This window comes from Salmonella sp. SA15303 (assembly GCF_029962125.1).
GTDB lineage: Bacteria > Pseudomonadota > Gammaproteobacteria > Enterobacterales > Enterobacteriaceae > Salmonella > Salmonella enterica.
Genome location: NZ_CP123924.1, coordinates 1,822,243 through 1,836,405, shown reverse-complemented (window position 1 = coordinate 1,836,405; position 14,163 = coordinate 1,822,243). Strand labels below are relative to the sequence as shown.

11 protein-coding genes are annotated in these 14,163 nt (G+C 38.9%); all 11 read right to left on the bottom strand.

Going from position 1 to position 14,163, the window contains the following annotated elements:
- Positions 1-71: 71 nt before the first annotated feature.
- Positions 72-1,055 (bottom strand): LPS O-antigen chain length determinant protein WzzB, encoded by a 984-nt coding sequence (gene wzzB, locus QEN31_RS08680; protein ID WP_000215261.1) that lies wholly within the window; start codon positions 1,053-1,055, stop codon positions 72-74.
- Between the two features lie 142 nt (positions 1,056-1,197).
- A complete protein-coding gene (ugd, locus tag QEN31_RS08675) occupies positions 1,198-2,364 on the bottom strand; it encodes a UDP-glucose 6-dehydrogenase (RefSeq protein ID WP_000704831.1) in 1,167 nt (388 codons plus the stop codon).
- 236 nt (positions 2,365-2,600) lie between these two features.
- Positions 2,601-4,007: an NADP-dependent phosphogluconate dehydrogenase gene (gndA, locus tag QEN31_RS08670; RefSeq protein WP_000043530.1), complete on the bottom strand. Its 1,407-nt coding sequence runs from the start codon at positions 4,005-4,007 to the stop codon at positions 2,601-2,603.
- Between the two features lie 163 nt (positions 4,008-4,170).
- A complete protein-coding gene (locus QEN31_RS08665; protein WP_000368707.1) occupies positions 4,171-5,601 on the bottom strand; it encodes an undecaprenyl-phosphate galactose phosphotransferase in 1,431 nt (476 codons plus the stop codon).
- Positions 5,602-5,672: 71 nt separating this feature from the next.
- On the bottom strand, positions 5,673-7,106 hold the full coding sequence (gene rfbK, locus QEN31_RS08660; RefSeq protein ID WP_001103643.1) for an O-antigen biosynthesis phosphomannomutase RfbK: 1,434 nt from the start codon (positions 7,104-7,106) through the stop codon (positions 5,673-5,675).
- Positions 7,093-8,532, bottom strand: a complete 1,440-nt coding sequence (locus QEN31_RS08655) for a mannose-1-phosphate guanylyltransferase/mannose-6-phosphate isomerase (RefSeq protein WP_000009017.1) — start codon at positions 8,530-8,532, stop codon at positions 7,093-7,095. The genes rfbK and QEN31_RS08655 overlap by 14 nt, the downstream gene beginning before the upstream one ends.
- The gene (rfbN, locus tag QEN31_RS08650) at positions 8,533-9,477 is read right to left on the bottom strand and encodes an O antigen biosynthesis rhamnosyltransferase RfbN (protein ID WP_000705151.1); all 945 of its coding nucleotides are present in this window, start codon (positions 9,475-9,477) and stop codon (positions 8,533-8,535) included. It lies immediately after the preceding gene.
- Complete coding sequence (locus tag QEN31_RS08645) at positions 9,478-10,539, bottom strand: glycosyltransferase family 4 protein (RefSeq protein ID WP_001521643.1); 1,062 nt, start codon at positions 10,537-10,539, stop codon at positions 9,478-9,480. It lies immediately after the preceding gene.
- Between the two features lie 319 nt (positions 10,540-10,858).
- Complete coding sequence (rfbV, locus tag QEN31_RS08640) at positions 10,859-11,860, bottom strand: abequosyltransferase RfbV (protein WP_099949647.1); 1,002 nt, start codon at positions 11,858-11,860, stop codon at positions 10,859-10,861.
- Positions 11,861-11,864: 4 nt separating this feature from the next.
- Positions 11,865-13,157 carry an MATE family efflux transporter gene (locus QEN31_RS08635; RefSeq protein WP_099949646.1) on the bottom strand — a complete coding sequence of 431 codons (1,293 nt, stop codon included), beginning with the start codon at positions 13,155-13,157 and terminating at the stop codon, positions 11,865-11,867.
- An 81-nt stretch (positions 13,158-13,238) separates the two neighbouring features.
- On the bottom strand, positions 13,239-14,138 hold the full coding sequence (rfbJ, locus tag QEN31_RS08630) for a CDP-abequose synthase (RefSeq protein ID WP_000143399.1): 900 nt from the start codon (positions 14,136-14,138) through the stop codon (positions 13,239-13,241).
- Positions 14,139-14,163: the final 25 nt, after the last annotated feature.

The following is a 14,163-nucleotide window of genomic DNA, read 5'->3' as shown; positions in this document are numbered from 1 at the left end:
AACCGGGCAATGCCCGGTTTTTTAATGAGAAATTTTACCTGTCGTAGCCGACCACCATCCGGCAAAGAAGCTTACAAGGCTTTTGGCTTATAGCTACGTAGCGCATTGCGTCCCAGCACAATCCCGGCACCGATCATCCCACCCAGCAATACAGCCAGCACGAGGGTAATGGCTGTTTTCGGGCTATCGCGACGGACCGGCAGCGTCGGCTTCATCACATAACGATAGACGTGCACCGTATCGGCAGTCACTTTCAGATTTTTAATGTCCAGCAGTGTCTGCTTCGTCTGGTAATAGGCCGGAGAAAAGACCAGTGGACGCGTCGCTTCGTTCTGTATCATCGATTTTAGCGCATCGCTCCCCAACAGGAACATCGTGTCCTGGGTAACATCCTGGGTTTGCTGAATCTGCGGCTGCGTGATTTTGGCCTCATCCGCATAGCGCAACGCTTCTTCGATTTGCTTAATACGCAGATCTTTTTGCTCCTGCGCCACAACTTCCTGCGTCTCAAGGGACTCCTGCAACGTTTTGGTTTGCAGCGTGATGTTATCTTTCAGGTCAACTTCCAGTTCCTTAGCGACCTCTTCATCCACCTGTTGGATATATTCCGCCAGCCGACGCTGCGCCCCTTCAGCGGTAGTACTCACATAAGAAACCGAGAGTGGCAGCGCCTGCCCTTTTACCGACTGTTCAATGGTAAGCTTTTCCCGCTCTTTCTGATTATCCAGCACTTCCGATAATGCGGAAAACGCAGAGCTAAAGCGGCTTATAAAATTCGCCTGCACTTCAGAGATTTTGGGGGCATTCCCACCATACAAGACGTTGAGCGCGTTGGTATAGGTGGCAACCTGCGCGGCATCAGGTTGGGTAATAATCGCCGTGGATGTCCATTTTTCTTTGGCTATCATCAGGTAGCCTACAGCCAGCAAAATGGCGATAATAACGGCTACAATAATGGTCATCTTCCCACGCCATAACTGTAGCAATAACTCAATCAAATCAATCTGTTCCGGATCGTTCCCACGCCCGGAAGACGTATTACTATCCACTGTCATAGATACCCTAACTAAAAAAAGGATGAAGCTGGAGACAGTGTAGCCATAAAGCAAATATATGCCATAGGATTAATGATAAAAATCAGACATTATTTCCATTTGGTCAATAAATCATCGGGACTCATCAGCCCCGATTGCCTTATTAATCACTACCGAAAAGATCGCGGGTATACACTTTTTCAGCGACATCCAAAAGCTCTGCCGCCATCCTGTTGGAAATAATGACATCCGCCTGCTGTTTAAAGCAGTGCAAATCACGTTCAAGACGTGAGTTAAAGAAAGTATCTTCTTCCATTACCGGCTCATAGATGATGACCTCTACGCCTTTCGCTTTAATGCGCTTCATAATCCCCTGAATCGATGAGGCGCGGAAGTTATCGGAGCCACTCTTCATAATCAGGCGATAAATGCCCACCACTTTAGGCTTTCTGGCGAGGATAGCGTCGGCAATAAAATCTTTACGCGTACGGTTTGCTTCAACGATAGCGGAGATAATATTATTAGGCACCGACTGATAATTGGCCAGCAACTGTTTGGTATCTTTTGGCAAACAATATCCGCCATAACCAAAAGAGGGATTATTATAATGATTGCCAATACGCGGGTCGAGGCACACCCCTTCAATAATTTGTCGGGTATTTAATCCTAACGTTTCAGCATAGCTGTCTAATTCATTAAAATAAGCGACTCGCATAGCGAGATAAGTATTGGCGAAAAGTTTAATGGCTTCCGCCTCAGTGGAGTCCGTAAACAGCGTTGGAATCTCCTGTTTAATAGCGCCTTCCTGGAGTAATGCGGCAAATTCTCTGGCGCGCTCAGACTGTTCCCCAATCACGATACGGGAGGGATAAAGGTTATCGTAAAGGGCTTTACCTTCACGTAAAAACTCCGGAGAGAAAATGATATTTTCTGTCGCAAACTTCTGACGCATTGCCGCCGTGAAGCCAACCGGCACCGTAGACTTAATAATCATCACTGCTGCGGGGTTGATGCTGATCACATCCTGCATGACCGATTCCACACTGGACGTATTAAAATAGTTAGTTTTGGGATCGTAATCCGTAGGCGTAGCAATGATGACGTAATCTGCATTCTGGTACGCATCAAACTTATCCAGCGTTGCCCTGAATCTGATGTTATCTTCCTTTAAAAATTGCTGAATTTCTTTATCAACAATCGGAGATATCCGATCATTTAACAGTTCAACACGGGAAGGAACAATGTCTAACGCCACCACATCATGATGTTGTGCAATAAGCAAACCATTAGACAAGCCAACATAACCCGTCCCGGATATCGTGATTTTCATTATTCGCTCTCAGAATTAACTTAATTATGAATCATGATGTATTTCGCATCCTGATAAGATATTAAAGTTTTAACGCCTGAGTATATAAAGTGCAACGCAGACGAAAACAATTCAGATTATCTTCATTACGATAAACACAGATTATTAAGTTAATATTAAGCAAAAGCGATAAATCAATAAGAATAGAGATAAAAAAAAGCCCGGTATTAAACCGGGCTTAAACATTTTTGCAGAAATTATTCCAACCATTCGGTATGGAAAATGCCTTCTTTATCAGTACGTTTATAGGTGTGCGCACCAAAGTAGTCACGCTGCGCCTGAATTAAGTTAGCTGGCAGTACTGCGGCGCGATAGCTGTCATAGTAGGCCACTGCCGCAGAGAATGTCGGCACCGGAATGCCGTTCTGCACCGCGTAAGCCACGACATCGCGCAGCGCCTGCTGGTACTCATCAGCAATTTTCTTGAAGTAAGGCGCTAACAGCAAGTTAGCGATATCGGCGTTTTCTGCGTAAGCATCGGTGATCTTCTGCAGGAACTGAGCGCGAATGATACAGCCCGCCCGGAAAATCTTAGCAATCTCGCCGTAGTTGAGATCCCAGTGATATTCATCAGACGCGGCGCGTAGCTGCGAGAAGCCCTGCGCATAGGAGACGATCTTGCCAAGATACAGCGCGCGACGCACTTTCTCGATAAATTCAGCTTTGTCGCCTGCCGGCTGCGCTTTCGGCCCGGAGAGCACTTTAGATGCGGCAACACGTTGCGCTTTCAACGAAGAGATGTAACGCGCAAAGACGGATTCGGTAATCAGCGACAGCGGTTCACCCAGATCCAGCGCGCTCTGGCTGGTCCATTTACCGGTCCCTTTGTTGGCGGCTTCATCAAGAATGACATCCACCAGGTAGTTTCCGTCTTCATCTTTTTTAGTGAAGATGTCTTTAGTGATGTCGATCAGATAGCTGCTCAGCTCGCCGTTATTCCACTCAGTAAAAGTGTTCGCCAACTCTTCATTGCTGAGATTCAGGCCGCCTTTCAGCAGGGAGTAAGCTTCAGCGATAAGCTGCATATCGCCATATTCAATACCATTGTGGACCATCTTGACGTAGTGACCAGCACCATCGGCGCCGATATAGGTCACGCACGGTTCGCCATCTTCTGCCACAGCAGCAATCTTCGTCAGGATCGGCGCCACCAGTTCATAGGCATCTTTCTGACCGCCAGGCATGATAGATGGCCCTTTCAGCGCGCCCTCTTCACCACCGGAAACACCGGTACCGATAAAGTTAAAACCTTCCGCAGACAGCTCGCGATTGCGACGGATTGTGTCCTGGAAGAAGGTGTTACCGCCATCAATAATGATATCGCCTTTTTCCAGATACGGTTTCAGCGAATCGATAGCTGCATCAGTACCTGCGCCCGCTTTCACCATTAACAGGATACGACGAGGCGTTTCGAGGGATTCAACAAACTCTTTCACCGTGTAATAAGGCACCAGCTTTTTGCCGGGATTCTCGGCAATCACTTCTTCGGTCTTTTCACGGGAGCGGTTGAAAACGGAGACGGTATAACCACGGCTTTCGATGTTGAGCGCGAGGTTGCGCCCCATCACTGCCATACCGACGACGCCGATCTGTTGCTTGGACATTACATACTCCTGTCAGGTGTGGAAACCCTGCCACAAACGGTCATGGCAGGTTAAAGGTGAATAGTATGTTAACTCAAAGGTATGATATTAAGGTAGCGATTGATGCGTTCAGATTTTACGCAGGCTAATTTATACAATTATTATTCAGTACTTCTCGGTAAGCTTAATACGCACCATCTCGCCGCAAAACAACTTTCGCTGTTTTAAACAGAATGGCAATATCATTCCAAAGCGTCCAGTTTTTAACATACCAGGAATCAAAATAAACACGAGTGTCATAATCAACATCATTACGCCCACTCACTTGCCATAGACCTGTCATGCCCGGCTTTGCCATCAAATAATAATCAACATCATCACAATAACGCTCCAGTTCATCCGAAACGATAGGTCGTGGTCCAACCAGGCTCATATCACCTTTTAGTACATTAAAAAGTTGTGGCAACTCATCAAGGCTAGTTTTACGTATAAATCGACCTACAGCTGTGATTCGAGGATCATTTTTCAGTTTAAAATCTTTCTCCCATTCAGCCCTGGCAATAGGATCGTTAGCCAAAAGTTCTTTTAGTACCTCTTGAGAATTCATAACCATAGAACGAAATTTGTAGCATGGAAAAAGTTTTCCATGCCGACCTACTCGCTGGTGACCATAAATAGCCGGACCACCATCTCGAGTAACTTTATACCACAGATAAATCATAAGTGGTGATGCAATTATAAGAATCATTATTGAACAAACAATATCAAATGTCCGTTTGAGAAAACGGGACGACCTTTTAGCCAAGTTATTTTGTATCCTTAATAACATAACTTCATGGCTAAAGATAAAAGACATATCAGTATTATATAATGGCAATCCTCTAAACGAGGGGACTACAGTAACAGAACGACAATGATGTTTTGAAAGTTCACGTAGCCAAAAATGTGTTTTCTCCAACTCGGTGTATTCATAAGCAAGGATATAATGGACATCACCTGTACGATTTAAATCCCAAATAATCTCAGTATCCTTTATCACCGGCAACATATTTATTTCAGCATCTGACGCATCCGTATCAAAAAAAGCGATAACATCAAACCCCATCATCTCCTCACTTTGCAGCGCAGAATATGCACCACGAGCATTCTGTCCGCTCCCCAGGATGATAGTTTTTTTCTTCCAGATACCTAGCTTGTTCAATAAATGCTTTGTAAGTGCGCGAAAAAAAGGCACCAGGATTAGGGCAAAAGTCCAACAAAACACCCAGACATAGCGTGAAAACTGCCATTTTGTAAACGCTATCAGAGCCAAATCAAATATAGCAAAAATAACGATCGTACGAAAAATTTCTTTTAACTCATACCAAAATGGCTTGCGGTATGTATAATGTCGCAAACGAATCCAAAACCAACCGACACATACTACTGACAAAATAAAATGCGTAATAACTCTTGTATCTAATTGGTCTTGAGGAATAAATCGCTGTACTTGATCAAAAATAAAATAGACACATCCTAATGAAAACCATAAGGCTAAATTAAAAAAAATCAAATCCGATATAGCCAAAAAAATTTTACATAGCTGTGGATTATACTTATTATCAATATTATCCATTTAATCCTCACCCTCTGACCGTGCATAATGTAAATAAAATAGGCATATTAAGTAAATAACATTCAATTTTTTTACAGCAAGCATCGTTTTTTAATATTAGCAAGCGTTGTATTTACAAGATCCTGAGCCCTATTTAATAAATTAGCTTCTGCATAGCAGCGTAACTCAGGTGCATTACCAGAAGCGCGCAAATGCACAATACATCCATCACGTAAAGTAATTCGCATACCATCTGTCATATCTGTAGAAATTGCACCTTCATTCTCCAAACCAATATAGCTTAAGAGGTTGCTCAGATTTTCTCTGCCCATACTAATTAAGGATTGACTTTTATCAGTTGTAATCCCCTGTAATCTGTCAGAATGGGTGTAACGAGTTGGGAGTTCATTGACTAAAGCGCTAATGCTGGTATTCCTACTTTTGTAAAGCAGCATTATTGCTGGTAATACAGCATCACGAGTTGGTAAGGCATGAAGATTCTGCTCGTTAATACAGATGTCGCTTCCTAATAAAAAACCGCCATTGGCTTCAAAACCGACAATACGACTATAACTCCGCGATAATTCATTAAAAGCTTCGATAACATAAGGCGAGCCAATTTTTGTAAGCTTAACATGTTTAAAAAAGCGGCCAGAAGAAATTATGCTGTTACAACTAACAGGAATAGCGACGGCTTCTGCATCCAATGCAAGTGAACATAATAGACCTAGTATATCGCCTCTTAGCCACTCACCGGCCTCATCAGCAATAAGAGGGCGATCACCATCCCCATCTGTCGAGAATATGGCATCTAAATCGAACTCTTTAGCCCATGAGCGAGCTTTTTCCCGATCCTCTTTGCTTACAGCCTCTGTATCTATAGGTACAAAATTATCGCTTCTACCCAAGCTAACGACTTCAGCCCCCAATGCAATAAATAAAGGCTTATAAAGATCACGCCCAGCGCTTGAATGTTCGTAAATACCAATACGCTTATTTTTCAGGAATGGAGTAGAAAATAAAGATGTATAACGAGATATATAATTAACAGCAGCCATTTCTGAAACTATGAGTTCTTTAAGCTCTAAATGGCTGCACGTATCTTCAACACTAAGGATCGCAGCCTCATCATGTTTCGTGATTTCACCATCAGGACGATAAAACTTGAGGCCGTTCCGCTCGAATGGAATATGACTTCCCGTAACCATTATCGCAGGCATATTGTCAGACATAGACTGAAAGGCCAAAGCTGGGGTTGGTACCACTCCATAAAAAATACAGTTAACGCCTTTATCCGCCAATGCAGCAGCACACGCCTGAGCCATCCCATAACTACTTGGACGATTATCTATTGCCAATGCTACGGTATCAAAGGAAAAATGTTCCTGCATAACGGCAACAAATGAAACCGTAAAAGCAGCACATACCTGAGGTGTAAAATCTTTTACAAGACCGCGAGCCCCACTCGTTCCAAACACAATACCTGATGAATAAATAACATCACGGCTATTATTAACTACGTTCATTAGTCCACTCCTTCGAAAATCCAGAACGTTGTTCTAAACGAATAATATCATCCTCACCAAGATAGGTACCTGATTGAATCTCAATTAACTTCAGGGGGGTCATTCCAGGATTTTCCAGCGCGTGAATAGTATTCGGAGGAATAAATGTTGATTCATTTTCAGAAACCATATAAGTCTGCTCTCCCTTTGTAACACGAGCAGTCCCGGATAATACTATCCAATGCTCAGCCCGGTGGTGATGCATCTGCGCCACAAATTTCTCACCCGGCTTAACAGTGATACATCGAACGAGGTAATTTTTGCCGCTATCAATCACATTATATTTTCCCCAGGGGCGGAAAACTTCTTGATGTTGTTTATATTCGTTCCTATCATTCCGTTTTAAATAATCGACAATTTTTTTAACATCTTGTACTGTATCTTTATTAGCCACCAGTAAAGCGTCTGTTGTTTGAACAATGACAAGATTGCTTACACCAATCGCACTTATAAACATATCTTCGGAATAAATGTAATTATCATTACAAGCATGTGCGAAAATATCTCCTTTTAAAACATTTCTCTGATGATCTTTATTCGATATATCCCAAAGTGAGGACCAGGAACCCACATCCGACCAGCCAGCGCTCATTGGTATCACCACCGCATGCTGTGTGTGCTCCATAACTGCATAATCGATAGAATCACTCGGGCATGACATAAACTCTTCTTTATCAATACGAATAAAATCAAGATCGGGATTTATATGTCCTACCGCCTTTTCACAAGCTTTATAAATTTCAGGTGATAAATACTTTAATTCGTTTAAATAAGAGCTTGCACGAAATAAAAACATACCGCTATTCCAGTAATATTTCCCTGATTTGAAATAGTCACCGGCGGTATCGATATCCGGTTTCTCCACAAATTCAGCCACTGCATAAGCGTCATTTCCTATCAACTCACCACGACGAATATATCCATAACCCGTTTCAGCATGCGTTGGAACAATACCAAAAGTTACAAGCTTACCATTTGCAGCGTATTCTTCAGCATGTCTGACAGCTTTCGTAAAAGCTATTTCATCCTGAATCACATGATCTGCAGCAAGAACCAACAAAAGAGGATCAGCATTATCAGCATTCTGGAGCGCACAAAACGCGGCAAGAGCGATCGCTGGTGCAGTATTACGGCCTACCGGTTCGAGAATAATATTATTTGCTAACTTGTCAATTTCACGGAGTTGTTCAGCGACTAAGAAACGGTGTCTGTCATTGCAAATGACAACGGGTTCTTCTGTAGAAAGTGAAGCTAATCGCTTTATAGTATTTTGCAGCATTGATAGTTTACCTTCAACGCTTAGAAACTGCTTCGGATGATATTCGCGTGAAAGCGGCCATAAACGGCTACCTGTGCCGCCAGCCATAATTACGGGAAGAAAAGACATTTATTTTATCTCTTTTGACGAAGAATATTGGATATTATTCCAATAACTCTTGTACATGCTAAAATAGCGACATGTAGACAACGGTAAAGATTGCCAATGCTTGCCTAATTTGTAACCCAAGAATTTAGCAAAGGTTGTTAATAAAGCTCTTGGAATCCAGAACGGTGCATTTTTAAGCAGGAATTGAATCTCTGATTTTACGAAGCGGAAACCCTCACCACCGGCTCCGCCAAAGTCACGCTGAATCCACGGAGAACAAGCATGAAATACACCAGTATCAAAATATCGTTGAAACTCTTCTCGCGGGGTATAATTATGGGAGTGTCTTACCACCGCTTCAGCGCAGTAGGCGACCTTATAACCCGCCTGAATCATCTTAGCCGCCATAAACATATCCTCGGCAAGAATTGTATGTTCAGGAAACCCACTTAACTCTTCAAAAACGGAACGGCGATAGGCAGCAAAAGAATTGGACATAAATACAGTTTTAATACCCAATTTTTCTATATCTGCCTTACTTTTAACAATAGATTTTGAACTATAATTAAAATTTCTGGCATGCACTGCAAGGGGATTAGCATCTTTATGAGGAAGTTGTCTACCACAAACCGCTGCTATCAATGGATCTGAAAAATAATAAACCAAATTTTTAATTGCATCCGAATCCGCGAGAATTGCATCTTGCGTTAGAAAAATTATAACATCAGCGTCCAGAGTTTTTGCAACTGCTAAATTTCTGGTTCCTCCATGATTAAAATCTTTAGAGTCAATATTAAATATTGATATATTTTTCAGGTCTGAGGCTAACGGAACCGTTTCATCTTTAGAACCTGAGTCTATAACAATCAATTTATCCGGATATATAGTTTGCTGCTTAATCGCATCCAGAACATTAGGCCAAAGCGACCCTGCATTATATGTGGGAATAATTAATGTTATTTTCATTTATTTTGATTCCGCCAACCAATTGCCAACCATCTGCTTCATATTATCAAAGTCATACCGTGCGACATAGTTGTTAAATCGGGAAATTGCATCAGGCAACTGCTCTATATTTTTAATTGCACTCTGCCAGCTTTTTTCATCATCCGGATTCACATATAATGCACCATTGGTTAACACTTCATGAAATACTGGTATATCGGACACTATAACTGGAGTATTTGATGCCATCGCTTCAATAGGAGGTATACCAAAACCCTCATCAATAGATGGATAAACAAGCGCGTAGGCTTTAGAATATAAAATTTTTAATTCATTAAATGAGACTTCATGTAAAAAAGTCACTTTATCTTTTAGTTCCAGATCAACGACCATTTGTTGGAGAGACATTGCATAGTCAGTACGACCACATACAATAATTAAATTATAAGAGTCAGACCAAACTTTTTTATTTTTTATGAATGAATGAATATTTTTATGTGGCCAACTTGCACCAACAGCTAAAAAGTAATTCTCTTTTTCTTTTTTTTGTATAAAATCAGATTTATTAACACTATTATAAATTACTGATATTTTCTCACTATCTACATTATAAGTTTTAGCAATGCTATCTTTAACGGTATAAGATACCGTTAAAACATGCTTACATCGCTTAACGGACATTTTTAATAAAAAGCGAAAATACACTTTCTGAATAAAACTATCTGGATAATAAAAAGGTCTTATATCATGTACGGTTATCGTTTGGTTTCTCAGTAAGGGGATAGTGTGATGTGTAGTACACACCAATTTTTTATTACCAAACTTAATTAAAACCCTCAGCGCAAGCCAGTAACTATATACATACCATACTAATGGTCTAAGTCGCGATGTTTTTGATGTGTTGCTAACAATATTCGGAACAGTAACTACTGCATAACCGAGCTTTTCAAAATAATCAGCGTGTACCTTGCTACAGATTATTGCGTCAACATCAGCTATTTCTCGCAGTGCCGTTAAAAATTTAATCGAGTATTGCCACATTCCCGTACCACTTTTACCTAAACGTGATAGGTTTACGATCATTGAATAGCTCTCCGTTTTTCCATACGCATCTTTAAAGCAATAATCATAAGGATAAATAATATTACGAAGCTTACACTAGGTGTAATTCTTAATAATAGAGTTAATGTAATACCGGCAGTAAAACACTACAAAAACAATCATAAAGAAATATATTATTATACTAACATTCCCAGAAAAAAACATCTAAGTAGTTAAGCTATCCAAATTTATTTATATATATCAAATATGATTTTTCATTAAAAAGAAAAGTCAGTAACGTAAATCTAGCTGAATCCAGAAAGGTTAAATCTACATTTAATCTCAATATAATAACTTACTACTACTTAATTATCCGTTTAGTAAAACTCTTAAGCACGGTAATATTTTTCACTGCATATGCTAGTTTCCCAAATCGAAGTACAGTGTTGATCATATTTTTATTACAACCTAGCTTTGCATAAAATTCAGATAAATCTCTTTTTTCATCACTATTGCCATAACATGCCATAGCCAAAGTTGTATATAACCATGGTCTCTCTTTTAGCAAAACATTTTCAAATGCTCGTTTTAAAGATATATTTTTACTGTAAAAATCATTAGCTAATTTTAAATATGCAATAAAATCAATTAAAATTCGTCTGGCCTTTCCTTTCTTCTCGAAACTATCATTATCTCCTCGGCATATTACGAGTGGTTTTGATATATAATGCAAAAGGCACCCTGGCGTATTAAATACGCTCATCATGATAAATACATGAGGATAGGAAGTGCCAATATAGGACGCATCAAAATCAATGGCATCCCATCGTTCTTTTTTTACTATTAAAGAACTTAGATAGCTAAATACACCACCAATAGATAAGCATCTACTGAGATAGATTTCCCTATCTAAATTATTATTAAACACATAAAGTTCATCATCTGTTCTGAGCCAAGAACGATGAGGGTTTCTAATCTCAACTAAATCACACCCGGTCTCTTTTCTGTCACATAAATATATATCTGCTTGAGAATCGAGATAAGTTTGTAATATCGCTAACGAGTCTTTCGCAAGAGCATCATCACTGCCAAATATCCAACAATAATCCCCATTCGCAAGGGATACTGAAGCAAGAAAATTCCTATCTGGCCCAAGGTTAACGCTATTACGCCGATATATTATTGGGAAATTATAATTGTTCCTCCAAACATCAATCATTTCCTCTGTACCATCAGTAGAGGCATTATCTGATATACATATCTCAATATCTAAATTAAATTTTTCCTGATTATTTATACTATTCAACAACTCTTCAAGATATTCTTTTCTATTATAAGTTGGAATACAAAATGATATAAGCATATGATTATCCCTTATTTGCCTTAATTAAGTAAGTTAGTGGAAGCCCCCAAAAAACAGTTAAAGCAAAAGATATAATCAAGCCAAGCAGCACTCCACTGATTCCAAGCGTACTAGAAAAATACCATTGTGCTATTCCACCAATTATTGCTTGTAGTGGTACTAATATCCAAAGTATTTTTAAATAATTCATACTTTGCAATAACATTGCATAAGTGTCACACCAAACGCGAATACAGAAATATATGCCAATTAACATAAAAGATAAAATAGAAACTTGATAATTAATATCTTTGGCTATTACTGAAAATATCTGTTCTTTAAATAAATAAATAAATATTGTACATCCAACAACATATAGTGAGCCAAGCAAAATATTGACACCTATCATTTTGTTAAGTTTTTTCCATTGCTGTTTGACTCTCAATTCAGCACATATAGGCCATAATGCTTGCAAAATAGCAGTATAAATAAAAAAGACTAAACCAAAAATTTTCATCGTTACTGTATATTGAACAATATCAGCAGGAGTTAGCCTTTGAGAAATGACCATATAATCTGTTTGAAGCACCACTATCGATAATAAAGTAAAAAGAAAAAACCCTGAAGATCTACGTAAAATTGCTATATAATGAGATTTTGTTGTTTTAACATGATAAAGCTTTATGTATCTATATACAATATAGCACAATGAAATCATACCCACTGGAAGATACAGGACTATTAGTGATAATTTTATGTCAACTGAGATCCCCCTATAGTATATATATAGCAAGCCGAGCATACCTATCATATAAGATAATGCGTTTAATAGATTAGCTTTCCACCCGACCAATTCGGCAAAAAGTATTTTATAAGCAATAGCTCCGATTCCAATAGAACTGAAAACCAGACATGAGGTAAAAAAGAGCATTCTGGTTTTGTCCTGTAATACCTCATGAAAAGAAGAAAGATATTTAGCGGAAATTACCCCAGAAAAAATATAAAATAAAGTAATAAAAAAAATAATAGCTATAAAGCTTAGATGTAATGCTGATTTAATATATGCATCATAACTTTTGTTTTTGGCTCTGCATTCTGATATATAATTTTGCAGTCCTGTACCTATGCCAAAATCAACAGCGCTACACCATACTAATAAACCAGTTAACAAACTAAAGATTGCATATTTCTCTTCACCTAGTATAGAAATAAGATATGAAATACTTGCTAACTGCACCCCGGCAATTATTATTTTGGATAACCATGATGAACCTGCAACAATTAAATGACTCGGAATTTTTAACAATTGAACTTTCACTATGCAATTAAACGACTTAGTTTTTACAACATAACGCGACTAATTTGTTAACGATTTATTTATTAAAAGATCATGAAAATCTCATAACCGTTTCAGTAGTTCTTCAATTCCTTTTTTATAATCGAAATTTGGTTTCCAGCCCATTGCTTTTAAATTTTTATTATTTGCTACAGAGAACATTATTTCATTATCTCTTTGCTCTATCGCACCAAATTCAAATATACTCGATGAACCTGGCATCATAGTATTTTGCAAATAAACCAGAAAATCTTTCAAACTTACCCCAGCACCAGTTCCAACTTGATACTCAGTATATGAAGGTACTTCTTTTCTATTTTCTAATATAGTTAAATAAGCATTTACCACATCATCTACAAAAATAAAGTCTCTTATCTGTTCGCCTGTTGTACATTTCACGCAACTCTGTTTTTTATTTAAGCAGTCGATAATGTATGGAATAAATTTATTTTCACCATCCCCAGGCCCATATACATGCTCTAATCGCATGTTTACAAATGAAATGTCATGCATATTAGCATAATAATGCCCAATTTCATCAAAGTGTCTTTTAGTAATTATATAAGGCCGCATATGTTGATAATTAAAATCTTTCTTGGCAAAAAAACTATCTGTATTTAAAAAGATATCCGCCCGATATTTTATTGCCAAATCAAGAAGCTTTAATGGTTTTATAACATTTGCATCTTCAATATTTATGAGAGATGATGTTTTATGCCCATATTCTGTTGCCAAATGAATGATACCAATTAATGCAGAATCAATTGATAACTCCTCGACTAATAATTCGATATTATCCCAACTGCACCATCTAACATTAGCTAATGCATTACTATTATTTTTTATTACATCTCGAGTGATTGCGACAACTGAAATCCCCGATTTTTTTAGCGCTTCGAGTAAATGCTTACCAATAAAGCCGGAAGCCCCACTGACAATTACATATTCTTTCAAAAAGGTCATCGCAATCACCAGATAGAATAAATTG

Coding starts and splice junctions, on each gene's coding strand:
- rfbJ (WP_000143399.1), bottom strand. CDS start 14,138: ATGACCTTTTTGAAAGAATATGTAATTGTCAGTGGGGCTTCCGGCTTT.
- QEN31_RS08645 (WP_001521643.1), bottom strand. CDS start 10,539: ATGATCGTAAACCTATCACGTTTAGGTAAAAGTGGTACGGGAATGTGG.
- rfbN (WP_000705151.1), bottom strand. CDS start 9,477: ATGAAAATAACATTAATTATTCCCACATATAATGCAGGGTCGCTTTGG.
- ugd (WP_000704831.1), bottom strand. CDS start 2,364: ATGAAAATCACGATATCCGGGACGGGTTATGTTGGCTTGTCTAATGGT.
- rfbV (WP_099949647.1), bottom strand. CDS start 11,860: ATGCTTATATCATTTTGTATTCCAACTTATAATAGAAAAGAATATCTT.
- gndA (WP_000043530.1), bottom strand. CDS start 4,007: ATGTCCAAGCAACAGATCGGCGTCGTCGGTATGGCAGTGATGGGGCGC.
- QEN31_RS08655 (WP_000009017.1), bottom strand. CDS start 8,532: ATGTCTTTTCTTCCCGTAATTATGGCTGGCGGCACAGGTAGCCGTTTA.
- QEN31_RS08665 (WP_000368707.1), bottom strand. CDS start 5,601: ATGGATAATATTGATAATAAGTATAATCCACAGCTATGTAAAATTTTT.
- wzzB (WP_000215261.1), bottom strand. CDS start 1,055: ATGACAGTGGATAGTAATACGTCTTCCGGGCGTGGGAACGATCCGGAA.
- rfbK (WP_001103643.1), bottom strand. CDS start 7,106: ATGAACGTAGTTAATAATAGCCGTGATGTTATTTATTCATCAGGTATT.